Annotated in this window: 22 protein-coding genes and 1 pseudogene; 3 read left to right on the forward strand and 20 right to left on the reverse strand. The window is 59.0% G+C overall.

Going from position 1 to position 26,138, the window contains the following annotated elements; genetic code table 11:
- Positions 1 to 47: 47 nt before the first annotated feature.
- Positions 48 to 1,076, forward strand: coding sequence for a GlxA family transcriptional regulator (locus tag HYPMC_RS14510; RefSeq protein WP_013948736.1), 1,029 nt, complete (start codon positions 48 to 50; stop codon positions 1,074 to 1,076).
- A gap of 514 nt (positions 1,077 to 1,590) precedes the next feature.
- Here HYPMC_RS14510 and HYPMC_RS14525 read toward each other — a convergent pair.
- The gene (locus HYPMC_RS14525) at positions 1,591 to 3,153 is read right to left on the reverse strand and encodes an alpha/beta hydrolase (RefSeq protein WP_013948738.1); all 1,563 of its coding nucleotides are present in this window, start codon (positions 3,151 to 3,153) and stop codon (positions 1,591 to 1,593) included.
- A 170-nt stretch (positions 3,154 to 3,323) separates the two neighbouring features.
- Between HYPMC_RS14525 and meaB the strand changes: the two genes are divergently transcribed.
- The gene (gene meaB / locus HYPMC_RS14530) at positions 3,324 to 4,325 is read left to right on the forward strand and encodes a methylmalonyl Co-A mutase-associated GTPase MeaB (protein ID WP_013948739.1); all 1,002 of its coding nucleotides are present in this window, start codon (positions 3,324 to 3,326) and stop codon (positions 4,323 to 4,325) included.
- Positions 4,326 to 4,331: 6 nt separating this feature from the next.
- On the opposite strand, the gene HYPMC_RS14535 is transcribed toward meaB, so the two are convergent.
- The 3 genes from HYPMC_RS14535 to HYPMC_RS23305 all read right to left on the reverse strand — a co-directional run bounded on the left by HYPMC_RS14535 (position 4,332) and on the right by HYPMC_RS23305 (position 8,238).
- Positions 4,332 to 5,468: an alpha/beta hydrolase gene (locus HYPMC_RS14535; protein WP_013948740.1), complete on the reverse strand. Its 1,137-nt coding sequence runs from the start codon at positions 5,466 to 5,468 to the stop codon at positions 4,332 to 4,334.
- Between the two features lie 209 nt (positions 5,469 to 5,677).
- Positions 5,678 to 6,427 (reverse strand): Crp/Fnr family transcriptional regulator, encoded by a 750-nt coding sequence (locus HYPMC_RS14540; protein WP_013948741.1) that lies wholly within the window; start codon positions 6,425 to 6,427, stop codon positions 5,678 to 5,680.
- A gap of 359 nt (positions 6,428 to 6,786) precedes the next feature.
- Positions 6,787 to 8,238 carry a sugar transferase gene (locus HYPMC_RS23305; protein WP_013948742.1) on the reverse strand — a complete coding sequence of 484 codons (1,452 nt, stop codon included), beginning with the start codon at positions 8,236 to 8,238 and terminating at the stop codon, positions 6,787 to 6,789.
- 220 nt (positions 8,239 to 8,458) lie between these two features.
- Here HYPMC_RS23305 and HYPMC_RS14550 point away from each other — a divergent pair, with 220 nt between their 5' ends.
- Positions 8,459 to 8,974 (forward strand): transcription termination/antitermination protein NusG, encoded by a 516-nt coding sequence (locus HYPMC_RS14550; RefSeq protein WP_013948743.1) that lies wholly within the window; start codon positions 8,459 to 8,461, stop codon positions 8,972 to 8,974.
- Here HYPMC_RS14550 and HYPMC_RS14555 read toward each other — a convergent pair.
- The 16 genes and pseudogenes from HYPMC_RS14555 to HYPMC_RS14625 all read right to left on the reverse strand — a co-directional run bounded on the left by HYPMC_RS14555 (position 8,940) and on the right by HYPMC_RS14625 (position 26,083).
- Positions 8,940 to 10,238: a glycosyltransferase family 4 protein gene (locus HYPMC_RS14555; RefSeq protein ID WP_013948744.1), complete on the reverse strand. Its 1,299-nt coding sequence runs from the start codon at positions 10,236 to 10,238 to the stop codon at positions 8,940 to 8,942. The two genes, HYPMC_RS14550 and HYPMC_RS14555, sit on opposite strands and share 35 nt — an antisense overlap.
- A gap of 31 nt (positions 10,239 to 10,269) precedes the next feature.
- On the reverse strand, positions 10,270 to 10,836 hold the full coding sequence (locus HYPMC_RS14560; protein ID WP_041300179.1) for a WcaF family extracellular polysaccharide biosynthesis acetyltransferase: 567 nt from the start codon (positions 10,834 to 10,836) through the stop codon (positions 10,270 to 10,272).
- Positions 10,826 to 12,010 (reverse strand): glycosyltransferase, encoded by a 1,185-nt coding sequence (locus tag HYPMC_RS14565; RefSeq protein ID WP_013948746.1) that lies wholly within the window; start codon positions 12,008 to 12,010, stop codon positions 10,826 to 10,828. Before HYPMC_RS14565 ends, HYPMC_RS14560 begins: the two co-directional genes overlap by 11 nt.
- Before the next feature lie 13 nt (positions 12,011 to 12,023).
- Complete coding sequence (locus HYPMC_RS14570) at positions 12,024 to 13,163, reverse strand: glycosyltransferase family 4 protein (protein WP_041300965.1); 1,140 nt, start codon at positions 13,161 to 13,163, stop codon at positions 12,024 to 12,026.
- A complete protein-coding gene (locus HYPMC_RS14575; RefSeq protein WP_013948748.1) occupies positions 13,160 to 14,527 on the reverse strand; it encodes an oligosaccharide repeat unit polymerase in 1,368 nt (455 codons plus the stop codon). Before HYPMC_RS14575 ends, HYPMC_RS14570 begins: the two co-directional genes overlap by 4 nt.
- A 3-nt stretch (positions 14,528 to 14,530) precedes the next feature.
- Positions 14,531 to 15,772, reverse strand: a complete 1,242-nt coding sequence (locus HYPMC_RS14580) for a glycosyltransferase family 4 protein (RefSeq protein WP_013948749.1) — start codon at positions 15,770 to 15,772, stop codon at positions 14,531 to 14,533.
- Complete coding sequence (locus HYPMC_RS14585; RefSeq protein WP_013948750.1) at positions 15,765 to 16,913, reverse strand: glycosyltransferase family 4 protein; 1,149 nt, start codon at positions 16,911 to 16,913, stop codon at positions 15,765 to 15,767. Before HYPMC_RS14585 ends, HYPMC_RS14580 begins: the two co-directional genes overlap by 8 nt.
- Positions 16,901 to 18,046: a glycosyltransferase gene (locus tag HYPMC_RS14590; protein WP_013948751.1), complete on the reverse strand. Its 1,146-nt coding sequence runs from the start codon at positions 18,044 to 18,046 to the stop codon at positions 16,901 to 16,903. Before HYPMC_RS14590 ends, HYPMC_RS14585 begins: the two co-directional genes overlap by 13 nt.
- Positions 18,046 to 18,621 (reverse strand): glycosyltransferase, encoded by a 576-nt coding sequence (locus HYPMC_RS24730; RefSeq protein WP_256380131.1) that lies wholly within the window; start codon positions 18,619 to 18,621, stop codon positions 18,046 to 18,048. The genes HYPMC_RS14590 and HYPMC_RS24730 overlap by 1 nt, the downstream gene beginning before the upstream one ends.
- Before the next feature lie 120 nt (positions 18,622 to 18,741).
- A pseudogene (locus HYPMC_RS24735) lies at positions 18,742 to 19,293 on the reverse strand (hypothetical protein); the annotation flags it as partial.
- Entirely contained in the window at positions 19,215 to 20,090 is an 876-nt protein-coding gene (locus HYPMC_RS14600; RefSeq protein WP_013948753.1) for an FkbM family methyltransferase, read from the reverse strand. The pseudogene HYPMC_RS24735 and the gene HYPMC_RS14600, both read right to left, overlap by 79 nt.
- A gap of 219 nt (positions 20,091 to 20,309) precedes the next feature.
- Complete coding sequence (locus HYPMC_RS14605) at positions 20,310 to 21,665, reverse strand: type IV pilus biogenesis/stability protein PilW (RefSeq protein WP_013948755.1); 1,356 nt, start codon at positions 21,663 to 21,665, stop codon at positions 20,310 to 20,312.
- Positions 21,662 to 22,201, reverse strand: coding sequence for a J domain-containing protein (locus HYPMC_RS14610; protein WP_013948756.1), 540 nt, complete (start codon positions 22,199 to 22,201; stop codon positions 21,662 to 21,664). Before HYPMC_RS14610 ends, HYPMC_RS14605 begins: the two co-directional genes overlap by 4 nt.
- Complete coding sequence (locus HYPMC_RS14615) at positions 22,198 to 24,486, reverse strand: polysaccharide biosynthesis tyrosine autokinase (RefSeq protein WP_013948757.1); 2,289 nt, start codon at positions 24,484 to 24,486, stop codon at positions 22,198 to 22,200. The genes HYPMC_RS14610 and HYPMC_RS14615 overlap by 4 nt, the downstream gene beginning before the upstream one ends.
- Positions 24,487 to 24,519: 33 nt before the next feature.
- Positions 24,520 to 25,311 (reverse strand): polysaccharide biosynthesis/export family protein, encoded by a 792-nt coding sequence (locus HYPMC_RS14620; RefSeq protein WP_157135445.1) that lies wholly within the window; start codon positions 25,309 to 25,311, stop codon positions 24,520 to 24,522.
- A gap of 1 nt (position 25,312) precedes the next feature.
- Positions 25,313 to 26,083: a tyrosine-protein phosphatase gene (locus HYPMC_RS14625; RefSeq protein ID WP_013948759.1), complete on the reverse strand. Its 771-nt coding sequence runs from the start codon at positions 26,081 to 26,083 to the stop codon at positions 25,313 to 25,315.
- Positions 26,084 to 26,138 lie beyond the last annotated feature (55 nt).

Genomic DNA, 26,138 nt, shown 5'->3' on the forward strand with positions numbered 1-26,138 from the left:
CGTCATATATGAGGCGTTTTAAGCCATCGTCGTCATGAGGCATCGTCATGCGCATCGGATTTGTCGTTTATCCAAACTGCTCGCTCATGGGGCTTGCCACTTCGGCGGTCTTCGAGGTCGCTAACGTCGTGCGCGGCGAGAACGTCTACGAAATGCTATTCCTGTCGGAGAATGGCGGGCTGATCAAAACCTCGCCGGGTCTCGTCTTGGATACGAAGCGGATCGGCGGGATCGCGATAGATACACTTATCGTTGACGGCGCGAACGAGCCGAAGCCGGCGTCGCCGGCCATGATCAAGTATCTTCAGTCAGCACAGCGCCGCTTCCGGCGCGTAGCAGCGACCTGCACGGGGGCGCTCGTCCTTGGCGATGCGGGACTGCTCGACGGTAAACGAGTGACGACCCACTGGCTCTTCGCGCGGACACTTCAGGAGAAATGTCCAACGGCCCTCGTCGACGAGGATCGCATTTTCATCAACGACGGCAAGATCTGGACGTCGGCGGGCATGAGCGCGGGTATCGATCTCGCGCTGGCATTGGTGGAAGCCGATCTCGGCGCGGAGACCGCGCGCTCAGTGGCGCGGAAGCTCGTGCTCTATCATCGCCGGTCTGGCGGACAATCGCAATTCTCCGAGCTTTTGGAGCTGGAGCCGAAGTCCGACCGCATTCAAACGGCGCTCAACTACGCGAAGAAAAACTTGCATCGGCCACTCACTGTCACGGATCTCGCCGGAGCTGCGCATTTAAGCCCGCGGCAATTCTCGCGCGCCTTTCGCGACGAGACGGGGCAATCTCCCGCAAAGGCAATCGAGTCGCTTCGCGTGGAGGCGGCCCGCATTTTGATGGAACAGTCACGACATTCGATCGACGTCGTTGCGCGACAGACAGGCTTTGCCGATCGCGGCCGGATGCGCCGGGCGTTTCTTCGCGTACTGGGCCAGCCGCCACAGGCCATCCGTCGCAGCGTCCGACAGGAGACCGAGCATCTGCGTGGACAATCCGGCAATGCGCGGCGTGCCGATAAGCCGTCCGTCACGAAAAAGCATGCGTCGCGCGGCACAGCTTCGGCTTGCTAGACGATTGCCGGAACCATCGGTGGCGGTCGCCGCAGTTTTCCTGACCGTGTCAAGAATACAGACGTTCCGGACAAGCCAAAGACTTTCTCAATTCGTATTTTCTGAACGAAATTTACATTCGTGGCATATGCCACGAAGACGAGGCCTGAGCGGTTTTTTTCCACGATGCGCAGGCCGCAAACGCCGTGATGTAAGTCTTTGGAAGGATAGTCCTTAGTCCCCAATCCTGGAACTTTGGATCGGCTTCTCCGTTGATATGCAATCTTGCCGGAGTATGACCCGTGGATGGATATCTGAGCGACGTCCTGCTCGTCCTTTCAGTAATTGCAGCGCCAATCATTTTTTGCATGTTGTTGTATTACGGACTGACAATCAAAGATCGCCACCATCACGATGACGGCGAGCACGGCAAGCAACCGGGGGCGAGCACGGGAAATGCACAGCCCGGAGGGGATGCGGGCGCCAAATCGGCGTAGCCGCCAAGCTTATCAAGCGAACATCGCGACGTTCGCCGTCAGTTGGTCGCCTGAAAGCGCCAATACATTCCGCCCGGACTTTCCACAGCAAGAATGCTCTTCAAGCGTTTGTCCGGCGGGCGGACACCAAATTCAACAAGCGCCTTAACGTCATCGAGAAGCGCCGGGTTCTCGGCGTAGCCCGAATGATTGAGTCCCAGCGCATCGGTCGAGACGGCCGTTACGTCGATCGTGTCGACGCCGGGAATGATCAACGGACCGTCTTTCGGAACATCACCTGCGCGAGGGACACCGCCCCAGAACCGTTGAGAATATCCAAGCGCCCGATCGTTCGACGCGGCGTAGAGCGTTACGCCTTTGGCGAAGTCAGTGATCTCGCGCGCGATGATGTTGAACTTGTCCCGATCGACGTCGGGCGCCGCAAGAATGACTTGGCTGATGACGACGCCCTGCGGAATTTTCGGCCGCAGCCGTTCAAGCACGCGCAACAGCAGTTCGTTGCCCATCGAATGCGCGATGAGGCTGATCGACTTTGCGCCGCTCTTCTGGATAACCATGTCGAGGAATTCGGCGAGCATCGGCTCGGCCTGCTCGACGCTGCCGTGATCATACGTATAGCTGGCGACGTTGCCACCGGACGGCCAGCTATAGAGGAACGGCACACCATCGAAACCCAAGTCGTAAGCAATCTGCGCCGTCCGGTAGAGAGCGCAATCGAATGACGTATTGAACCCGTGAATAAAAACAAAAGCGTGGTTCTTGAACGTCGATGATTTCGCCAGTTGTTCCTTCACGAGCGCCAGCATCTGATCTTCCGTCAGACTGGTGATCTCCTGCACGGTGAAGTGCTTATCGGGATCTTCCTTCTCGGCGTAGATCTTGATTTTGAAATACGGAATCTCGATCACGCGTGGCCGCTCGATGTGCGGGACCTCGTGGCTGAACGGCACGGTGATGAGCGCGCGGCCAAGCTGCAACTTGTGTCCGCGATCGGAACTGAATTGAAGGCGCGTCGGATCGGGCTCAACCGCGCGATCGGTGCCGTAGAAAACCGGAACGACTTTATATTTCTTGTTCGGATCGGTCTCGACGGCAGCGCGACCGGCGGCGCCCGGTGCAGCTGGCGGCGGCATCGCAACGACGGGTGGTGGCGGCGGCGGTGCTGGAGACGGCGAAGCGGTGGGAGCGGCTCCGGCAGATTCTTCCTCGGGTGTCCGAGCAGCGCCGGCAGGTGAAGGTTCGGACGATGGCGGCTCAGCTGCGGTATCGGCATCCTCATCCGGCGCGGCAGCCTTCTTCTTGCGATAATAATGGTAAGTTCCGGGCTTCTCGTCGCTGCCGCTCGAGGCTTGGCTTTGCTCTTGCGCGTCGGATTGTTCGGGAGCCGCTGGCTTAGGCGCGCTCGCCTCCGGCGCAGGAGGTGCAGCAGGTGCGGGCGAGCCCGCAGGCGCTTCCTCGATGGAGCGTGATTGATTATCGGCGGTCTTGCCGATCTTCGGGGTCTCTGAACATGCCGTCAGCAGGCCGCATGCGATAATGGCCGTCAGGCCGATCCTTGCGAGCGATGCCGGCCGCCGCCAGCGTTCGGTAACCCAAGTCACGCTACCCTCCCTCCAACGCCCCGCCTAAGGCTACGGAGCTTGGGCTCCGCAAGCAACCGGATCTATGGCATGTGATTGTGACGGCCAAGAGCGAAATCGCAGCTTGCAGCGGCGTCGTTTTTCTTGTCCAACGTCCCCTTTGTGAACGAACAGGATTCAGCATTTAAGCCATGGCCGTTACCACACTCCCAGCACACAGAATTTCGGTTGCCGACTATGTGTCGGGCATTGCTGGCGGGGACCGGGCGATGCTGGCACGCGCCATCACGCTTGTGGAAAGTTCGAACCCGGAGCACGGCCGCCTCGCCCAGAAGGTGCTGCAGGAGCTGTTGCCGAAAACCGGCAATGCCGTTCGCCTCGGCATCACCGGCGTACCGGGCGTCGGCAAATCGACGACCATCGATCAGCTCGGCATGAACCTGATCTCCGAGGGGTACCTCGTGGCGGTATTGGCGATTGATCCGACGTCGAAGCGTTCGGGCGGCTCCATTCTGGGTGACAAAACGCGGATGAGTTCGCTGGCGCAGGAGCGAAACGCGTTCATTCGTCCGTCGCCCTCGTCCGGCACGCTCGGCGGCGTGACGCGGCGCACGCGCGAAACGATGGCGCTCGTCGAAGCGGCCGGCTTCGATGTGGTGATCGTGGAGACGGTGGGCGTCGGGCAATCGGAAGTCGCCGTTGCCGACATGGTCGATTTCTTTTTGGTGCTGCTGCTCGCAGGCGGCGGAGACGATCTTCAAGGCATCAAGAAAGGCATTATCGAGCTTGCCGACATGATCGCCATCAATAAGGCTGACGGCGACAACGTCAAACGGGCGGAGAGCGCGGCCGGCGACTACAAGAACGCGCTGCAGATTTTTACCCCCCATGGCGCGACGTGGTTTCCGCCCGTGCTGACGGTTTCGGGGCGCGACAACCGCGGACTTAAAGAGCTTTGGGAAAAGGTTCTCGAACATCGCAAAACGATGTCGGAGACCGGCGAGTTTGCCAAGCGGCGGCAGGTTCAGGCCGTGTCATGGATGCGCGACATGCTGGAAGACCGGCTTATGGGCGCGCTCAAGGCCAATCCTCAGGTCGGAGCCGAGCTTCCGAAAATTGAAGCGGCCGTGCGTAACGGCACACTCCTGCCAACGCTTGCCGTCGACAAAGTCATGACTATGATGGGGCTTTGACGATTCTCACGCTTTGAGGTGCGTATCGAAGAAGCCAACGATCTCATCGAAGGCCTCCTTCGTTTCCGGGACGAACGGCGTCAGGAACTGGGCGTGGCTTTCGCCTTCGAAGACTTGCAATACAGCATGGACGCCAGCCTGCCTGAGCTTGCGGTGCGTTCGGACCGTGTCACTCAGGATCAGATCGCGCGTGCCCGATGTGAGAATGGCGGGCGGAAAGCCGCGGAAATCGCCGAAGATCGGCGACAATTCGGGAAAGGTTAGATCGTGCGTTCCGGCATACAGCGTCGTAGCCGCGTGAGCCCAGCCCGCCCCCGAGACAAGCGTACCGTCGACATACGCGTTCGCCATGACGGTGTCGCCGGACCATGTCAGGTCTGCGCATGGGCTTGCCGGAGCGATGGCGCCGGGCAGCGGCAAACCCTGGGATCTCGCGCGCAAAATCGTCGACAGCGTCAGCCCGCCGCCCGCCGACGTACCAAAGATCGCCATCTTGCTTGGCTCATACGATGCCAGCAGCACGCGCCAGACGGCCGTTACATCGTCGAGCGCTGCCGGGAACAGATAGTCGGGCGCCATCCGGTAATCGATCGAGACGACGCGGCATTTGCTGTAGCCTGCCATCAGCATACCCTCGCCCGCGCCAGCTTCGCCCGGAAACAGCACGAAGCCGCCGCCATGAATATGAACCAGCAAGCGGTTGCGGTTGTTCGGCGCGATTTCCGGCGGCGTGATGACGAACACCGGCACGCCGGCCATCGTCGTGCTTTCGACGTGAAGGGAAAATTTCTCTTTGATCGCGGCGATATTGCTCGCCGCTGACGCCGCGCTCTTGAGAGCAAGTTGTTTCCAGGCTGTCGTGTCCTGGGGAATGTCGTCCCAGCCTACCGGATATGGCGAGCCGATGATCGCCTGCAGTTCCGGGCTCACGGTTTTGGGAACCGGCAGCTCGCGTGCAGGGATTTTGCGGGGCGGCGGACCGGCTGTGGGCGGAGGCTGAGCAGGTGAAGTGGCCGGCGCGGTCACCGCCTCCTCGGCTGTCACTGCCGATGGGATCAGAGCAGCCGCCAGGGACGTCCCAAGAAATCCACGCCGCGAGATCGCTCCCGGCTTGCTCAATGCCGTAAAAGGAAATCCGCTCATGATCGCTCCCTTCGATTGCGGGAACGAACAACGGGCATTCTTCCCCTCGCGTCAAGGCCAGGAAGCTGAGGTGGCGTCGAGGCTTATCGCTCGGCTCGCGAACATGCACGGCCAAGCACTTGCATCGCCAGCCTGTCGGCCAACAGCACGCCGTCATCAGGCCACTCGATTAGTCGGAGCGTAGGCGCTGTGTGGGAAAGCACGCGCACTTATTGAAGGGTGGCGCGCAGTTCTTCGTCCGTCGCCGCGGCCCACTTGATCGGGACGTTCTCACGTTCCTCGGCGATGGCTTCCAGGGCCGGGACGTCCTTGAGGCGGAGGCCGTGAGGCGGTGCCGTCTCGATTAGTCCGCGCATTTCGAGTTGCATCAGCGCAAGCGCGAGAAGATCGACGCTCAGGCCGAGAAAATCGGCGATGACGCCACAATCGACGGTATCGTCGATGAAGCTCGGATCGCCGCCTTCGTCGTGGATACGATGTGATACGGCGACAAGAAAGGCGGCCAGCCGAACCATCGGGCGTTCGCGCGCGGCGCTCGCCAAGCTTTCGCGACGGAAAGCAAATTCGCGTTCGACGGCGTCGTGGTAGCGCGCCTTGTTGTGCGGGTCGTCCTCAATGAGCCCTTCAAGAGCATCGCGTTCGAAACAACGGATCGTCGCGTCGACGGTCGCGCGGGCGTTGGCGGTGTGCCGGTCGAGGAAGCCCATGCCGACCAGCTCACCAGCGAGCACATGCTCGATGATCTCTATGCGGAGGTCGGGATGGATACGGTAAATGCACAGCGCGCCGGACTCGACCCGATACACTTTCGTTTTGATATCGCCGGCCTCGAACAAAAGCTCATTGCGGGCCAAGGTTCGGAGCGAGGTATCCGAGGTATCAGTGTCTTGAATTGTCAGCGCGGCGACATTGGCGGCGCCTGCCCCGTTGCCGTCACCGGCTATGTCCATCCGCAGCATACCCAAACTCCACACTGCAAATATGTTTGTCCCGCCGACTTGTTAACCATGCGGCGCCAGCAAAAATCTTTCGGAAAAGAATGAAATGTTCGTGCAGGGCAATACCGATATCGCGATCAACACGCAATAGACGTGCAGCACTTATTTTGCCGCATTTTTTGAACCAGGTCTAATTCTTTCGAATAGGAACGCGCGCCATTCACGCTTCCGAGACGAGAGACGACCGTTCAAATCGTCGATATTGGCCCGCCGTTCATTTCCATTTTCCGACGGCCCTTAACGCGGTGAAAGCCGTTAGGTTCCGGGCATCGAAAGAACGGGTCAGTCGAAGCTATGTCGTCGGAATGAAAAGAGATATTTCAGACGAGATTATGTTCCGGAATATCGGCGGACAGAATAGACGGCTGATCGTTACGAATGGCCTGCCAAGCCTCCTGAATCGCGTTCCGATCGACCCTCTCGCCAAATAAAACCATGCGTGCGGTCTGCGCGAGTATTTTCACGTCGAGTGTGAAGGATGCATTCCTGATATACCAAAGATCGAGAGCGGCTTTATCTTCACTCGAAATGTCACGGCCTCCTTTGATCTGCGCCCAGCCCGTCAGACCGGGACGGAGACACAAGCGGGCAGCAGGCGCGGACGGCTGATCAACCGGCAGCAGGGGCCGCGGTCCGACGAACGACATGTCGCCGACGAGCACGTTGTAGATCTGGGGCAGCTCGTCGAGACGCAGCCGTCGCAACAGGCGACCGACCGTAGAGACGCGTTCAGCATCTGTCAGGGCACGGCCTGCGCGATCCCGCGGCGGCCCCATGGTGCGGAATTTCAGCACCTTGATCGGATTGCCGCGTGCACCGGGGCGCTGCTGCCAAAATATCGCTGGGGCGCCAACGTCGAGAAGAACCACCATTGCGACGACGAGCATCAACGGAGCAAACACCACAATGCCGACGAGCGCTGCGGTGGCATCGATGAAGCGCTTCCAGGGCAGATAGGCGTTGAACGAAGGCTCCAGGCCGTTGGCCGCCGCCTCGATAGCGGCGTCGGCACCCTCTCGTAGACCGTAACGCGGCGGCAGCCAGTCGACGCGGATCATGCCGCCATCCCGCAGCTGCACCAGCGCGGCCTGTGCTTTTTCCGAAAGTGCGGCCGGTGGCAACGCCACGACGATACGGTCGACGAAGACGCCATGGACGGCGAGGTCGTGCAGGACCTCGCAAACTGCATCCGGCGTACCGAGAATTTTTCGCGATCGTAGCCGTCGGCCGCGGTGACGACGGGAGGGAGACAGGATGCCGACGATTTCCGTTCTTTCTCCCGCGTCCTTGGCGTCGCCGTAGAGAAAAATGTCGGTCTGCGGACTGAGCCCCACTATCAGTACGTTTTTGCGAAAGCCACCGATACTTCCATGGGGGCCCCGTGCGCGGCGCCGGCGATCGTGGCGGATGCGCGTTGCGACGCGCACTCCGATCAGCGCGTAGAGTATCAGCAGACTCTGCAAGATCAGCAGATTGGGCGTGATCAGCACCGCCTGATCGAAAACGAACGCCAGCGCCGTCGTGAGCGCGACTATCCACACTACGGCAGCGGCCACGCGCACGCCGTCACCCAGCGACGTGAAACGCCAAACGGTGCGGTTGAGACCGAAGATCAGCATCACAGGAATGGCCGCCGAGAGCGTGAAAGCCCCATACGCGCTTGCCGCCGCTATTGCGGACGTGACCGGCCCAGGCATCGTGACAACGACGGCAATAAGCGTCGACATCGAAACGAGCACGAGATCGACGACAAGCAAAACAAAACAATGCATTCCGACCACCCAGGCGAATCGACCCCACCATACCTAGTCCTTTATAATCATAATTTGCACCCCTTACTAAGGTTCGTCCACAATCCATCAAACCCCAAAATTTGCATTTTTCAACGATTTTTCCGGGCGCAAACTGAACTGATGGGCGAGATTCGTATTAGACCTTCAGAAAATCTGCTATGATCCTTTTAGATCATTTTAGAACTGCAAGGGGTAATACGTGGATTCTTCGACTGCTGACGATGCCGCGTGGATCGCGGTCAACGTGCATCCCAATCGCGAGCACACCGCGGAAATGCATCTTCGCAATCAGGGGTACGAGGTCTACGTCCCCGTGCTGCGGAAACAAATCCGGCATGCTCGACAAGTGCGCGAGGTATTGCGTCCGCTTTTTCCGGGCTATCTTTTTGCACGCCTCACGCATTCTACCATGCGATGGCGACCAATCCTGTCGACCGTTGGCGTCAGGTCCGTCGTGTGCATGGGAGAAGCGCCGAGTGTCGTCTCTCGTGCCTTTATCGACGATCTGAAATCGCGAGAAACGAACGGTGTCATCTCTCGCTCAGCTACAGCGCCGCAAGTAGGCGATACGGTTCGCGTCTCTTACGGCGCTCTCGACGGTCTCGCCGGCAAAATCATCGCGCTTTCGGAAAACGATCGTATCGTCCTGCTAATGGATATGTTGAGCCGCCCCGTCCGCGTTACGGTTCCTGGCGCTTTGCTATCGGTGGCTTAACGAAGTGCGACGTCCGGTTTGTGTTGTTGGCTGGCGCCTCGGCAACGCTGAGAAGCAGCCTGCTCCACATTGCGATCGCGCTCGTTCGGCTGAACTTTTCTTCGCACATCGCGCGGGCGCGCTCGCCCATGCCCACGCAGCGAGCAGGATCTTGGGCCATGGCATTGATCGTTTCGACCAAGGCCAGTGCATCGCCGATGGCAACAGTTGCACCACAATCGTGCCTGACGATGTCGCGTGCTACCTCTCCGCGCGAGCAGCCGATGAAGATCGTGGGCCGTCCCGCCGCTGCAATACCGTAGAATTTACTCGGCACGATGAGGCCCTCAAGCTCGGGCTTGAGCGAGACGATATGGACATCAGCTGCCGACAGACTTTCGGCGAGTGCGCCGCGCGGCTGATAAGGGTAGAAAGAGACGTTCTTGAACTCTCCAAGCTCGGCTTCACGTTTCAAGCGCTCATATCCGGCACCGCCGCCGATGAATACCCAGTGGATCGCACGCGTTCGAGCGGGCAGCCTCTCGGAAATCGCGATTGCGCTCAGCAATGTTTCGATATCGTGAGCGCGCCCGAGATTGCCGGAATAGCCGACAACGAACTTGTTCGCGAGATTCCAATCGGCACGAAGCGCATTTTGCGACTGTGCGATGGGGTGGATCGCTTCGACGTCGGACCAGTTCGGAATTACCGCGATCCGCTCTCGATCGACGCCGATGTTTTGAAGGCGCTCAGCCATCAATGCACCGATCGCGACATTCCGCTCCGCGTGCCGAAGCGAAGCATTTCGGAAAATGCGCAGCGGCAGGAAAAGTGTTTTAGCGGCGGCGCGCCCGGGTGTCAGCGCTTCGGCAACCTCGGGAAAAATGTCCTGCAGCCAATTGATGAGACGGGCGCCACGCACTTTTGCGACAAGCGCGGCGACGACCGAAACGGCGGGCGGGTCCGTCATCGCGATCAGGACATCGCCACGACGTGCTGTCTTTAGAAGTGTCCAGGCCGCAGACAGGTAGAACGTCAGATAGTCGACGGCACGCAGAATGACCGAGCCTCGGCCGTGCCGCGATGTCCAGACACGCACGACGCGCACACCACCGACCGTCTCGGTCGCAGCCAATTGCGCCCCGGCATCATCATAACGAAGTCTGCTCGTTATGACGTTGACGTCATACCCATGCTGTGTCAGCCCGAAAGCCAGATCCGACAGCATCTGACTGGTTGCAGAGTGATCGGGGTGGAAAAAACGATTGACGAAGATCAGTCGCACAGAGGCTCTCCCTCGTTCGTTGATGGCGATGTCAAGATTTGACGAGCGAGATCTCGGCAGGCCGTCTGATCCTGGGACCGATCTGCTTCGCCGGATTACCGGCATTGATGCTCCAGGCATGAAGATTTCGCGTCGCCACGCTGCCGATCGCGAGAACGCTTCCCTCTCCGACGGTCACGCCCGGCGCAACGACGGATCGCGCAGCGATCCACGCGCCATCGCATATGCGGATCGGCGCTGTGCGGAGATTGAAGCTCGTCGCCGTCCAGTCGTGATTGCCAGTACAGAGATAAGCCGCCTGCGAGATGCAGCAATGCGCGCCAATGGTGACGTCCGCAAGGTTATCGATCCAAGCATCCTCGCCGAGCCAGGAATGGTCGCCGACCGCCAGCCGCCACGGAAATTTCACGCGCACGCCGGGCTTGATCGTCACGCCCTTGCCGATACGAGCACCGAACAGGCGCAGCACGATGCGACGATGAGCAGAGCCGGGAATCGACGAGCGAACCAGAAGACATTGCGCGACAAGCCAGGCCGCTTCGACCCACGCAGGCTTTGCGCGGGAAAACGCGCGATTGTCGAACAAATCAAGCCGCATGTGTTTCACTCCCGCCAATGAAACGAACGCAGGCCGGGCGGCAGCCGCCGTTGCGCAGCCATTCGTAGACTTCGAGCATTTGCCCCGCGACGCTTGCCCAGGTGAAATTCCGTTCTGCGAGCTGGCGCCCGTTGCGTCCAATCTCTGTCAGCGTTGCCGCGGGCATCTGCAGGACGGCGCGAAGCTCCTCCGCCAGCTGTGGAACGGTCGGCGAAATCTGGATCGCTGCGTTATGTCGAAAGCCATCCTGCAGATTACAGGCCGCCGTTTGCAGAACGGGTTTGCCATACGACCAAGCTTCGAGGATCGCCATCGGCAAACCTTCGCTAAGCGACGGCAGCACGATAGCGTCAGCGCGGCGCAGAGCGGCGTCTTTTTGCGGACCGAACAATGGTCCGAGAAAATGAATGCGACGATATAGATCTCGTTTTGTGACGAGCGCGCGCAGAGCATCCTCGTGGCCGCTCTGGTCCCAGCCTGCAATCACGAGGTGCCAGTCGGGCGTCTCGGCCGATGACGGCCATGCCCCAATGAGCGCAGGCAAATTTTTCTTGGGATGCAGGCGACCGATGAACAACATCACGCGTTGGTCCCGAGAAATGATGTCCGCCCAAGGGGCGGTGCGGTTATCGTCTATGCCCGGCATCGCGATGCCGTTCGGGATGATGCAAATCGGATTTTCGAAACCAAGATCCCGTATCGCATCGGCCTCCGCGTCGCAAAGTGCATGTAGGCAGCTTGCGCGACGAAGATGCTCGTTCTCGTAAAGCCGCGCCGCGATCTTTTTCTTCCATGCGGAACGATTCAGCGCCCATGCATCGAGCATACCGTGAGGAGAAACGACGTAAGGCCGCCGCGTTTCCAATGCCCATTGCAATACGACACGCGAGGGATGTTTCCATAGGCCGTGCGAATGCACGACGTCGGCATTCATGTCTCGCAGACGAGAAGATGATTGCGGAGAATAGCCAATTGACGATGGGCCGATGATATCGAGGCAGGCGGTTGGAACGCCGCTCCACTCCAATGCGTCCGTTGCCCAGCCGCTATCGCGCAGGCCGAGAACGCTGACGTCTCCATTGGCCGCGATGAGACTGCGCGACAGCGCTTGAACCGACGCAGAGACGCCGCCGCCAAAACGCGATAGGCTGCCTGTGACGAGGGTGACTTTCATCAATGTTCCGGCATCAAGCGCGACGTGACATCGCCGCAGCAAAGACGCTGCCGGCCAGAGAACGCCGACACGGGGTCTGCATCGCCATTCGCGCGGCTTCGCTGAGGCCGGATACAAAGCGCCCGACATCCCAATGGGCAATGGTGCGGATGCTCGCCCGGCCCATGGCCAGACGATCGCTCTCTGTCACGATCTTGCGCATCAGCGCCGCCAAGCCGTCCGCGTCATAGGGATCGAACGTAAATCCGTTGACGCCGTTCTCGACCAGCTCTGCGCTGCAGCCCGCGCCGTTCGAGACCAGCACGGGGAGCCCGGCTGCCATCGCCTCGTTGACGACAAGCCCCCATTCGTCCCGCCAGCTCGGGTGCACGAACACACCGGCCGAGCGATAAATCGACGGCAGTTCGGCGTATGTCTTGTGTCCAATGAAATGAATGTTGGTGGCATAGCCTGACGCTTGTCGCAGCCTTTCAAGCTTCGCGCGCAGCGGCCCTTCGCCTGCCACGATAAGATCCCAGCCGCCATCCGGCGTTTCCTGCCGATAGCGTGCGAACGCGACAACGAGACATTCGAGGTTCTTTTTTTCGATGAACCGCGCGCAAGCAAGGAAGTGAGGCGAAGGCGCTTTCGAGCTTTGCAAATCTGGCGCGGCTGGTGCGAAATGGTGGTTATCGACGACATCGTATCCAAGCGCGATTTTATTTTCCGCAAATCCAAGGCTTGTCAGATAGCGCGCGTGAACCGACCCGGCGACCAGCGCGGATTGAAAAAGCGCAATCAAGTGCTGCTTGGCGAAGTTGCGAACGACGTCGCCGCGCGCGGTGCCGGCGTGGGTATCGCTCATCAGGATCATGGGCACCTTGCGAGCGCGACTGGTCCGCATGGCTGAAAGCGCAAATGGCTCCGAATAGCCCGGGATTGCGATCGCGTCGGGCGCGAATTTCGATAGCTCCGATGCGAGCCTTCTATTACATCCGTGGGTGGAGGACAGTGTGACGATTCCGGCGTTACGCTTTTCCGTGCGCACGTTCCAATCGTAATCCACATCGAGATCGGCATGTTCCAAAGCGAGGATGTCATGGTGTTCCCGCGCGGCACGCAGCCGCGCAAGGTGATATGGACCGAAGCTGCGAAAAAGCAGAGCTATTCTCATGGCCGCATCGCGCGTGCGGGAGACAATGAATGAAGATGCCATGGTTGCAGCTGTGCCTTCGAACGCGCGCGGTATCGCCGGATTGCAACGACGGTTAGAAACATGAGCGCCGGAATTCCGAACAGCAGCGCCCGAAAAAGCCATGCTTCAATCGTCTGGGTAAAGATGTAAATCGAAAGCGCGGCGAGCATTGCATAGGCTGGCTGTATCCTCGGATCGCTTCGGCTCCTGCGCCAGAATCGGCCGTAGAATGCGCCGAGAGCGAATGCGATGAGCGGCGCAAACATCCCGAATTCCATCCAGAGGTCGCCAACAATTCCAGGCGCCGCGCCGACAGCCACTTGCCATCCGGTCACCGCATCGATGCGGTCTATGGGAATTCCAGCATCCTGTGTGAGATCGATGTCGAGGCCAAACGCGGCACAGACATCTGCGTACTTCGTCGGCCAGATCGATAGCGGCACGATACGGCCGAGCATGTGGGCGAGAATTCTCAGGCCGTAAAAAGGTTCTCCAGTTTCGTTCACGTAACGAACGATCGCGGAAGAAAACAGATATTCGTTGCCCCCCCAATTCTCGAGCATGCGCGACACGGACCCTTGCAGTTCTTTCTGAGAGCCGAGGTAAATGGCACTACGGTTTGCGACGAGCCAGAGCAACAACGTCCCAATCGCGCCGCCGCCCGAGACGACCAACGCGAATGGAATGCGCGGCCGGAATGTCAAGATATAGCTAGCCGCGACGCAGGTGATCGCTAAGAACGTCGGGCCGCGACGCGCACCGAGAAAGCCTTGCACGAGCAGCGGCAGTAGAAATGCGAGTGCCAGCAGCCAGTGATACCATCGCATCCCTGTCTTTCGTCGCGACAGAATGAGCAATGGCACGGCGACAAAGCCGAATTGCGACGCTTCTCGAACGTAGCCGCTATCGTCCCAACCGCCGCCGTAAGCTCGTCCGTAAGCGGCGATGAAGCCTCCGACGTTGGCAATACCAATGAGCCACGCCGTCAAGCCTGCGACGCCGAACAGCAGGGCGAGCGCAAAAATCGCTGCGATGTTCTGCTCGACGATGGGTCTTGAGTCTACGCGTGTGTGCCGACTGCCCCACCATATTCCAAGGATCACCGCCATGCTCATCACGTTGGCGATCAACTGGAATTTCGTTAGCTCATCCCAATAGCCGGCGCGTGATAGGAACTCATATTCGTCGGTCGCGAGGCCGTGGATGGGATAAGCGACGTAAAGAAAGAGAAGCTGCGGAACACAAAATATCGTGGGGTGAAAGACATCCCTCCATCGGGCCCAATCGCGCACGATCGCGAAAGTGCCAAAGACCGCCAATCCGGCAATAAGCGCGTAGAACACGCGCTACAGCTGCCCGAATGCCGGCGCGGTGATAGGCGCTCCCAATTTGGAGAGCGCGCCGATCAGTCTGCCTTCGTATTTCTCCCAGGTGAATTGAGCAGCGCGCGCCTTGGCGTTTTGCGACATCGTCTCGCGGAGGCCACGGTCAGATATGAGGCGCTCGATTGCGGTCGCCAGAGCAGATACGTCGCCTGCTGGAACGATGATGCCATCAATACCGTCGCGGACACACGAGCCTGCGTTCGGCGTTGTTATGACTGGCAACCCAACGGCCATAGCCTCCAACGTTACCACCGCCATGCCTTCCGCGAGACTCGGCAAAACAAAGATGTCCGCATGCGAATATTCGCGATGGATGTCTATGCGAGGCACTTGACCGAGGTATTTGGGGCCGGCGAACAGTGCACTTTGCGCTACTCCCACTTCCAAGGGGCCAGCGACCCGCACCTCGCATTCGACATTGCACTCGGCGAGGTGCCTTGCTGCTTCAGCGAGATAGTGACTGCCCTTACGAAGTCCGACGGAGCCGACAAACAAGATGCGGCCTGGAACTGGATGCGACGGCCGCTCGAGCCAGCGCCGATCGATGCCGTAAGGCACGAGGGCCACTTTCGCGGGATCGGCGCCAAGCCCGAGAACGCTTTCGCGGACGAATTCGGAAGGCACGAGGATCAAATCGGCGAGCGCGTACTTTTGGCGGTCACACTCGCGTCCCGCCTCGATCTCCCGCAGGCTCGGAGCGTGTAGCCAAATCGCGTGACGGCGGTACTCGCTTTCAGTCAGCAACCCGACATCGGGCGTCAGCATGACTTCGTGGATAATGCGGCAACCCTGCGCTTTCGCGGTCCTGCAGAGATCGAGATCCTCGTTGACGAGGACGGTGTAGATCGCGTTGGCGCCGCCAAAACGCTCGCCCAACGCTCGCTTCATCAGCGCCCGCGATGACGTATTTTCTCGCGCGCTTTGCGACGATATCAAACGCTCGCGCATGACCGCGTATCGGACCTGCCGCACTTTCGATGGAGGAATTTCGGATGGCAATTTGCGACCAAACAAGCGGCGGACCGCTGCGGGTTGCAGACACCTTGGCCAAAGACTTTCGATATGACGAACGGAGCCGATGTTCGCGAAATCGGTATAAAGCCGTTGCAGCATCCCGGCACGCTGCAGCAACATCGGCACGGCATAGTGCAGGCGGGCGCCCGGTTGCAGGACGGCGACGCGGAGAGCAGGCCGATCAAGCATTGATCACTGCCTCATCGCGGAATCTGTAAGCGGTCGAGCCCGCCCAGATGTGCTGCATTCTCTCAACCGTCGCTGCCCAGGTGAATTCCCCAGCGCGACGACCGACGGCATCGCGCAGCTGCCAGTAGCGGCCAGCATCCCGCGCATAACCCTCAACGATATCAGCAACGTCGGCCGCATCGACGTCCGGCGAAAAGAGGTGTCCGCAACCCGCCGGGACGGTGTCAGGTATGCCGCCAACGTTGCTTGCGAGTACTGGAACTCCTAGCCGAAGGCTTTCCCGGTTCGATAGCCCGAACGCTTCGGCAAACGAGAATAAGCAGGTAAAATGACAAGACCGGAGAAGGTCGACGAATGCGTTCAGCGCGTGGCGTTTGTCGATGAATCCGATCGATCTTAGCAGCGGGTGCCGCGGTCCGTGCTCGACAGAGAAACCCGCCGCAATCACTTCAACCGCGATCCCGCGAGCATTGAGCACGTCGGCGATCTTCAGAACAAACGGAAGATTTTTGCGCCGCCAGTCCTTCCCAACGAAGCCAAGGCGGACTGGCGCGAGGGGCAGATTGTCCGGTCCATATCGCGACGGTCCAGGATCGCCGATGATGTTTGCACCGCCCGGTACGACATGGACCTTATTCGGTTCGATGCCGTAGGCACCAACTACAGATCTTGCTGCTGCTCTGGATCGACATAGAATCCGCGTCGCATCGCGATATGCTTGGCGCTCGCGTGCCAAGGCTTCGGTGATCATCGTGCGTCCGACGCTTCTGGTGATGCCGTAATCTTCGAAGTTCTGCTGCAATGTCGCGTCGATATAGAATGAGACGCCAGCGCGCCGAGGGCAATCGGGCGGCAGCAGCGGAAAGATACTGATGACTTCATCGTGTATCGACGATGCTCGCGGCTCTTGGCGGATAAGTGCGCGAAGAAAGCTGCTGGCATATTGGTAGCCGCCATACTCGCCGCACGTCAGCAACCGACCCGCATTCCAGAGAATACGCCGCGCGCGCAGTTTCTGTGGTTGCAGCAACCACCCGCCGTCGAGAAATCCCGCCTGCAAACCGGCGTGCAAAAGATGATAAGGCAGGCCGCCATGGGTGGCGATGGACGTCGCATCGCCGACGCAGGTCAAGAAGCGCATCGGACCTCCATCGCGTTGGCTGGCTCGCTGGCCGGAAACAACACTTGCTCCCAACGCCGAGCGCATACGTCGATACTGTATTCCCGTTTGACGCGATCCCGCGCCGCTTCAACCAACCGGCATCGGCGCGCATCGTTCTGCAAGAGCTCAGATAGCGCATACGCAAACGCAGCTGCGTTGCCGGGCGGAACCAGAAGGCCCGCGGCACCGCCTCCCAAGACTTCCCGGCACGCGGGGACGTCGGTGGCGACAATCGGAATTCCTGCTGCCATGGCCTCGATCAGCGCAATGCCGAAGCCCTCGGCGCGTGTCGTGCTGAAGGCATAAACGTCAATCCCTCCGAGCAAATCCAAAACGTCGACGCGCTCGCCGACAAATCGTGTCTGCATCGATATCCCGAGACGCTTGGCCTGCTCTTCCAGCTGTCTTCGCAGGGGCCCGTCACCAACGAGTAGAAGCTCGGCTTCGACGTGCCTCCCTCTAAGGTATGCAAATGCATGAAGAAGCGTCGCGTGATCCTTTATTTCGTTAAGTCGCGCAACCATGCCGATGACGGGCCGCGACTTTGATCGGACGTTTCGCGCAGTGTCCACCGCGGCAGCGATAGCATCGTCGTCTATACCGTTCGGAATTGGAGCCGATCCGACGGGCATTCCGGCGCCAAGGTTATTGAACTCGCGCTCAACGGCTTTGGAACAGGAAACAACAGGACAACGAAGGAACCGCGATGCGGCCAGAATTGCTGACCAGTGGCGACGCTGACCCACCGTCTGCGGTGGTGGATTTCCTGCCATCGCGGCAATGGCGCGAACGCCGGCAGAGCGAGCCGCGAATGCAGCGATCACATGGGGGTGTCCGAATATATGGATCAGGAGTGCGTCCGGCGCATCGCGCCTTATCAAGGTATGCAACCATGCCCCGCGCGCGACATTGCCCAAACCCGCGGGAGCCATTTCGAGTGTGACGTTTGCAATGCCGCGGAATTCCGCTTCGAGAGTATTCGGAGCGCCCGACCAGGAGACGACGCATTGATCAAAACGCTTTTGCCAATGGCGCGTCAGGCGCAGGCACATCATTTCCGTGCCGCCTGTTCCAAATCCGCGGACGACATGCATAAGGCGGCGGCGACGCATCAGGCGGGCAACTCGGCAGGATAAGCTTCATTCGCTTGCGTTTCGTCCCGGCTTGGGATGCCAAGAAATTCGCCATACGCGCGTGCCATCGCCTGGGCGGAGAATTTAGCTATTGCGTCACGTCGTGCATGGACGGCTCGCGCCTGCGCGGCGAGCGGCGCAGCAAGGCAATTTTCTATGCCGTCTGCGAGCGCGTCTGGATTGCCGGCAGCAACAAGAAGGCCGTGACGGCCGCCATTGAGAACTTCACGGCAAGCGCCAACATCACTTGCGACAACGGGTATGCCCGCAAGCATTGCTTCGACCAAAGCGATGCCAAGCCCTTCGTCGGGTGTTGTCGAGAAAATGAACAGATCGAGTCCAGAGAGGATTTCTGGAATGTCGTGACGCATGCCGATCAGTATCACGGTGTCGGATAGTCCTGATGACTCGATCAGGTTTTGGAGTGCCTGGCGCTGGCTTCCGTCGCCAACGATTTTGACGACGAAATTTTTCCCGCGGTTACGCAAAATCCTGGCGGCACCAATAAGCGTGACATGGTCTTTATGTTTTTCCAGTCGCGCGATCATGCCCAAGACCCATGGTCTTGCGGAATATACCGACATCGCGGCGTTGGGCAGCGCGAAATCATTTCGAGAGACGCCGTTATAAATAACCGCCGTCTCCCGCGCGGAGAGGCCAAAGTGTTCGATCGCGCCCTGCTGAACGTAGCGGCTGCAGCAGATAAGCCGATTTGTGAACGGCCGACCGAGTTGAACCAGCATGCGAAACTTCGCGAAGCCTCGACCCGACGCGGTGTTCGGATAATTTCCGACGTGCGCGACGACACGACCAACGCCTCCAAGACGCGCGCCAATGGCCATAAACGCGTGCCAACCGAGCGGCATGGACAAAAACGCGTCGGCACGAAACCGCCGCGAAAGCTGAAAGAGTCTGAATACCAGCAGCGCGTATCTAGACCACCCTGCTTTTGCGATGTCGAGCATAATGCGCTCGATACCGAGAGCGTCAAATTCGGGCGCGAGGTCCGCAGGCTGCGCGTGAAGAATGACAACGATTGGCTTCACACCTTGCGCCAGCCATTCGCGACATAGCACAAGCGCCATTCTCGGCGTTCCCTCTGCCGCTAATGACGAGAGGGCAATCAAGACCACTGGGCGTTTGGTTTTCAAGCGGACTGAAGCGCCAAACGCGAAACCGGTTCGGACTTTCCGGCACGCATCCACTTGTCGATATCGCTGTAGCATCGGCGGATACCGCGATACCCCGCATCGGCCAGCGGTCCGAGAAAGTCGCGCGCGTTGCGATGGCGCGCGGCAAGCATCTGCCAATGTACTTCGAGTTGAAGTGCAGGCCGAATGCGCGTGATCAAATCAAGCGATGAACACAATATCTCATGCTCGAACGATTCGACGTCGATCTTCATGAGATCCGGTGTCCAATTCAGCTCGGCCAACGCGTCGCGCAACGTCATCACTGGAACGTCGAAGTTCGGCGAGGAGCCGTGATCCCGATCATCGCCATTCTCGTAAACGCGATTGAATGATGGCATCGACATAACGCCGGAATGATCGGAGATCGCCGCCGCCTTGATGGTCCACTCGGTGTCTTCGGCCTTATTGAGAATGACGGCGCGCTCAAGCATCGAAAAGACGCGCGGGTCTGGCTCGATGGAGAGGATGTGAGACGGGGCCGGTGTCGAGCGTGCGAACAGCGCCGAGATAAATCCGGTCTGTGCGCCAATATCGATAAGCGAGCGCCGCCCCCGTGAGAGTTCGAGGAAGTCTGCGACTTCGTCGGTAGAGTCGTTGATCTCTACACCATGATATTGCCAGCAGCGATAAGCCGTGATCGTTTCCGGCGCAAAAACGTGGATGTCCTTCGTGACGTACAACGGCAATCCGGGTACGCCGTAGCGAACTCTCAGCGCTTCGCTTCGATCAACGCGCCAATAGCTCGGAATGCGCGTGACGAATCCCGCCGTCTGCCAAACCGGAAACGGCACCACAGCTCGCAGCGCGGACCGGATCGCCGATGCCCTCATTGAAGTTGTCCTTCAATAACCATTTGTCCTCATGACTTTCGCTCGCGGAGAAACGACCACTGGACACGTTCCGATTGGCGCGTATCCATGGCGTCCGCACGCCGGGTGAAAACACCGACGGGAGAAGTGTTAGTTCTTTTTAACTATATTGCATGAGCCGAGAACTCAATGGTTTTGCGGTCACACGGCCAATTTTTATGTTCAAAGATTTTTTGCAGACTAGTCTCGTTCTAGTTTGATATCGGCAAACGCAGCTGAGCCCGACACAAGGGTTTCGGATGCAGAGCGAGCCGTAAGGATCAAGCTAAGCGTTTGCGCCTCACATCCCGGCGGAACATCAAACGGCGAAGATTGCTCGTGCCATTGTCGATTTGCGCCCAGCAGCATCGGCGTCTCGGCAATGATCTTCCACGCCGGGACAAGACAAGCGACCTGCCATCTCAAGCCTCGAGGGCCATCGATGCTGCCTTTCGCACGTACGCTAAAGCGATAACGCCCTGGCTGAAGAAACAGCGTCTGTGCGATTGGATGAAAATTTACACGTCCACCACTAAGGCCGATCGACAGGACGTTTCTCCCGCGCTGATCGTTGTCGCTTGCGATTTCGGCAATGACGCCGCTGCCTCCTTGAATCGACCAATCGAACGGGACAGGGGTCAGCTCGAAACGAAAGTCGCCGTTAAAGAGCAATTTCACATCTTTTGTTTTATCCGGTGGCAGAAACTGTAGCCACGTATAGTACGCCAACTCGAACTTCCTGTTCTTGACTAATGACGATATGCAGCCATCGACTTCGCGATCTGTTGGCGGATGCGGCGTGCCTTGCAATGCAAGCAGCAAATGCGCTGAGACGTCCGCGGCCTTTGCGTGGCTGTTGAGAAGGTGAAAGAACGCCTGCCGCCATGGTGGTGCCGCGGCGAGTACGCCGATAACCTGGTCCTCTCCCTCTGGCATCGCTGCGATTTTTGCCACGATAGGAGCAACGATCGACATCGCCGCTGGACGGATGCGGAGCATCGTATCGGCGAGCGCCATAGCGCTGTGTGTATCGCCCTGCGCTAATTTGCGTCGCGCCAGCCAATAGAGCGCTGCAGGCGTCCGACGCGAGCGATTGACTGCGGCCTGCATAAACCTGTCTGCCGCTGGCGCGCTGCGAGACGCTTCGAGGGCCCCAAGAAGCTCGAAGGCGCGGGCGTTGAGCGGGTCTTGATAGAGCGCGCGTGTTATACGATCGCGGATGGCAGCAGTGTTTGCACCCGACGGTGGGTTATCGGCACTTCCCTTCGGCCCCCCCGACGCGCCGTCCGTCACTACAAAGTCGTTCGCGATCTGCAGCTCGGCAGCGGGGTACGAGCCCAGGGCGAGCGCCCATTGCGGATGTACGGCAGCAAGATAGCCAACAAAGCTATGTGTGACGACCAATGTAACGAGCACACTGGCCATCAACAGCGAAAAGAGGTTTACCAGCCGGCGCTGCGAGGTGGTCCCTCCTTCCTGTGCCGCAAGCGATGCGGTGATGGCGCGCACGTCACGGCGGCGGTTGCGTGGTGCGTTTTGCGCGCCGGCTCCCGTCATTGTTTTGCAGTTTGCGGCGCGCGAGATGTCATCTCTTCCTGCGAATACATCGGCCGCCTGCGTGCCGGCGACCGGGCGCGCGTCTCGGGCTTCGATTGGCCGGCAGCGAGCTTATCTTCCATAGCTCGTCTAGCGGCACTCAGCTCGTTCCAGGCGTGCAGAACGCGACGGGCCAAGCGGCCTTTGTGCGGGTCGGTGTTACGATCAGGATGCAGCCATTTCAGCAAATATGCCATATGCCGCCGCATCTCGGCGGTTGTAGCGGTCTTGTCGAGGCCGAGCATGCGATAGGCATCCGAATTCGATGCCAGGAGAATCTGCTCGATAAAAAAAATTGCGGCGTCGCGATGGTATTCGCGCGCCCGCTTGGTAATATTTTCCGCGTCCAAGAGTGCCTCACCATCTTCGGCCGCAAGACGAAGAAGCAGTAAAATTCCGGGCGGGAGCGGAGCGGACCGCATCATGCGCGCCTGCGATGGAATTCGCAGCAAATCGACAGCTGCACTCAACGCCTGAGCCTGACGTCGACGTCTCATGCCGGCCCCGGCAAGGTTGGCGACGCCTGATCTCTACTCGATGCCGACGCGCCATAGGACAAGGCACCGGCGCCGTAGCCATACCCGTAGCTATAGCCATAACCATAGCCCGCTGTGTTTGCGTCGAACTTTGTGACAACGACGCCGAGCACGGGGCATTTCGAAAGCTCCAAGCGCCTCAAAGCGCTTCGCACGGCGCCGCCTCGCGCCACACCGCTGCCTATGGCGAAGACCGTTCCTTCGGCCGCATTGGAAAGCAGAAGTGCGTCTGCGATGCCGAGCACCGGAGGGCCGTCGATGATCACAAGATCGAATACCTCCTGGCTACCGGATAATAATGAGAGGAGATGCGGGCTGCCGAGAAGGTCTGCCGCGTTCGGCGGAAGATGACCGGACGGCATGAAGGCCAGCCCAGCCGTATCCGTTTGCTGGATGACGGCCGCCAATTCGCTGGCTCCGGACAGATACGAACTCAAGCCGATTGAACTGTCGGCCGCGATGTATTTGTGCAGCGATGGGTTGCGCATGTCCGCGTCGACCAGCAGAACTTTGAGCCCGAGCCTGACAAAATGCTGAGCAATTGCAATCGAGCTTACAGACTTGCCCTCTTGGGCGCCGGCACTCGTCACGAACAGCGATCTCGGCATTCCGCGCGGCGTTGAAAATTGTAGCGATGTACAAAGCGACCGGTAGGCCTCCGATAGCGGCGAGCGTGCGTCCTGGAGCGAAGCCAGCACACCGATCTCTGCGCTGACGAGAGGGATGACGCCGAGCGTAGCCAGCCCCGTGACGTCTTCGGCCTCATCGACGGAATCGATGACGTCGTCAAAATTCTCGAGAAGGTAGGCGAGCCCAATGCTGGCGCCAAAACCGATGAAGAGCGACAACAGCATCGACTTTAATAGCCTTGGAGACGACGGCACGCCCGGAAGGTTCGCGCTGTCGACGACGAAGACGTTATTGCTTCCCGCGCCACCGGCAACATCAACTTCTTTATACCGTTGCAGAAGGCCGTTGTAGAGCTGGCGGTTGGTGTCGACTTCCCGTTTAAGGATATTGTACTCGATTGAGCGCTTCTGAAAATCTAGAACATCACCGCGCAATTTTACGACGCGAGCGGTCATTTCATGCTCCTGACTAAGCGATGATTCATAGGCGCTCCTGAGGGACGCCCGGATGGATTTGGCTTCTGCCGAAAGCTGACGATCGACTTCGGCAATCTGATTCTTGATTTGCAGCATCAAAGGATAGCTCGGCTTGAAGGTCTGGAGCTTCTGCTGATACGTACTTACGAGATCGTTGCGCTTGGCCCGCAGCGTGTCGATGGCGTTGCTGCTTAGAAATTGCGGGAAGTCGATGGCGCTGGAATTTGCGACCTGCTTCCAAAGTTGTTCATTCTTGATCCGCTCCGACGTGATGTTTCCGAGCGCGGCACTTGAGTTGGCGAGATCTGCTTCGGCGATCGATGAGGATTCGCCGATGGATACGATCTGTTCTTTTTCGGCAAAAGCCAGCATTGTTTTTTCGGATTGCTCAAGGCGGAGTTTGAGTTGCTTGATCTGATCCTCGAGAAATTTCTTGGCGTAGGCATTCGCCTCGAACCGCTTATCCAAATTCGACGCGATGAAGGCGTCGGCGTAGGCTGCGGCAATCTTCTGGCTGCGAGCTGCGCTGGCGTCGGAATAAGAAATGTCTACGAGGCGCGAGCCTGGAATCGGCTTTACGGAAACGTTCTCCTGCACGATGGCGGCAGCCGTCGCCATCAACTCACGCTTGCTTGGCGGGGTTGATGCCTCACCTGACCGAAATAGCTTTTTGATCACAGCTATTACGGAGAACGACTGCGGACGGAAAAAATCAGGATCGTCAACCAGACCCGCCAAAGCCGCGACACGCTCCGCCAAGCTTCGACTGAGGAGCAGCTCGTACTGCGTTCGTAGAAACTCGGTATCGGTACCTTCGACGGGCGTGAGGTTTCCACCTTCTACGATCTTCGCAACATTGCGATCTATTTGCAGCCGCAGCGTTGATGTGAACTGCGGCGTCGTCATCAACGTGCGCAGCGTACCAAGCGCAAACACCGCAATCGTCACGGCGATGATCAAGACTTTCCGCTTATTCAAAAGGCGCAAGATCGCCATGACTTTGACGGCAAAGTCAGGACCATCGGCGGTATGAGGGTCGAGATGGCGGCCGCCGTACAGCTTATAGGGATCGGCAACTTCAAGTGCTTGAGCGCCAGCGTACGGCAAAGGCGCGGCACCGGCGTCGCTGGGAAGAGTCATTCCGTCGCCTTCCAGTAAATGATGTCAACGCAGCTAAAGGACCGAAACGAACAGACTCGAGACAGGAAGGACTTTCAGGAGTGCCTGATAGCCCTCTTTCATCGTCGAATTACTCACCACGACGACGTCACCCTTGTGGATCTCCGGATCTTTCGCGTTTCCCGACCGGATGTCGCCAACATTGAACTTGGCCGCCGTGCGCTCGCCGTGCTCCATGCGGAATATCGCGACCGTCGAGTCGGCTGTATCGGTGAACCCCTCGGCGGTCGCAATGACTTGGAGAAGCGTTGCTGGGCCATGCAGCGGGTAGACGCCAGGCCGCTTTACCGCCCCATCAACGGTGACGCGCTGGCTATTGTATTCCTTGATATAGACATTCACCTGCGGCGACTGCAGATACTTTTTTCCGAGCTGGTGCGTGAGATCATTCTCGACCTCGCCCGGCGTTAGACCTGCTGCGCGAACCTTGCCGACAAGCGGAAGATTGATTGTTCCGTCGGCATCGACCTGAACCGTCTTGGAGAGTTCCGGAACCTGGAACACCGAAATATCGACGACGTCCATCGGACCGATTTTATAGGCGCTGCTGCTTGGATTGGAGACCGACGCCAATTCCGCGGCAACATGGGCTTCCTGTCCGCCGAGCGCCGCCGGTTTAAGCTGCTCGGGACCGAGGCGATCCTGAGAACTGTGCGTCGAAGATGCGGTCGCAAAGTGCGGACTCTGCTGTAGGCTGGCACCGCAGCCAGCAACGGTGACGCTCACTATCAGAGCCGAAACCAAGCTCAGAATGCGTATTTTCGCGCATGCCACAACGTTTCCCATATCAAGCATTTCTGTAGCCGACTGTTGTCGTGCGGCATGAAGGCAATGGCCAGGAAGCCGGCGCTTCGTTGCAAAGAATGGCGTCCGGGCGGCTCTTGACGAGCTTTTCAGCCTCGGCATCGCCAATGCGTTTCGCAGCCGCATCGTACCCCATCCTCAGATTCGGCGAGCGTCTGCCGTCATTGTGTGCGTCGGTCGCAATGACGTGAGCAATGCCATCATCCAGAATGCGCTCAGCCCAATACTTTGCATCGCGACCAAAATCGCCGAGTAGCGAACCGGCTGTAAGTTGAAGCCACACGCCGGACGCCACCAGCTTTTCGATCGTACGATACTGGCTTGCGATCCACGGCATACGTTCCGGATGCGAAAGGATGGGAATGTAGCCGGCGGTACGAAGCTGAAAGAAAAATTGCTTGATGATCCTCGGCTCGACATGCTGCGGCAGCTCAATCAAAACGTATCGGCTGTCGGCAAGTGTCGTGATTTCCTTGCTCGCCAGCTTCGCCACGAAGTCGACCGTGATGTGCGCGTCAGCGCCGCTGTAAAGCTCAAGACGCAGTCCATGATCGGCGAGGCGCGAGCGTAGTCGCGCGACAGCTCCCTCAATCTGCGCTCCCCTGTTATGATAGAGACCGGGCAGAATGTGCGGCGTGCAGACAACGGCCTCGACGCCGTCATCGATGAGCGCGCGGGCCATTCGCAGCGACATCGCGAGGTCCACGGCACCATCATCGAGACCCGGCAGAAGATGGCAATGGATGTCGATCATCCGCGACAAGCGCCCCATATAATTATTATGGACTATATATAGTCCTATCCCTCCG

The organism is Hyphomicrobium sp. MC1, assembly GCF_000253295.1.
Lineage (GTDB): Bacteria > Pseudomonadota > Alphaproteobacteria > Rhizobiales > Hyphomicrobiaceae > Hyphomicrobium_B.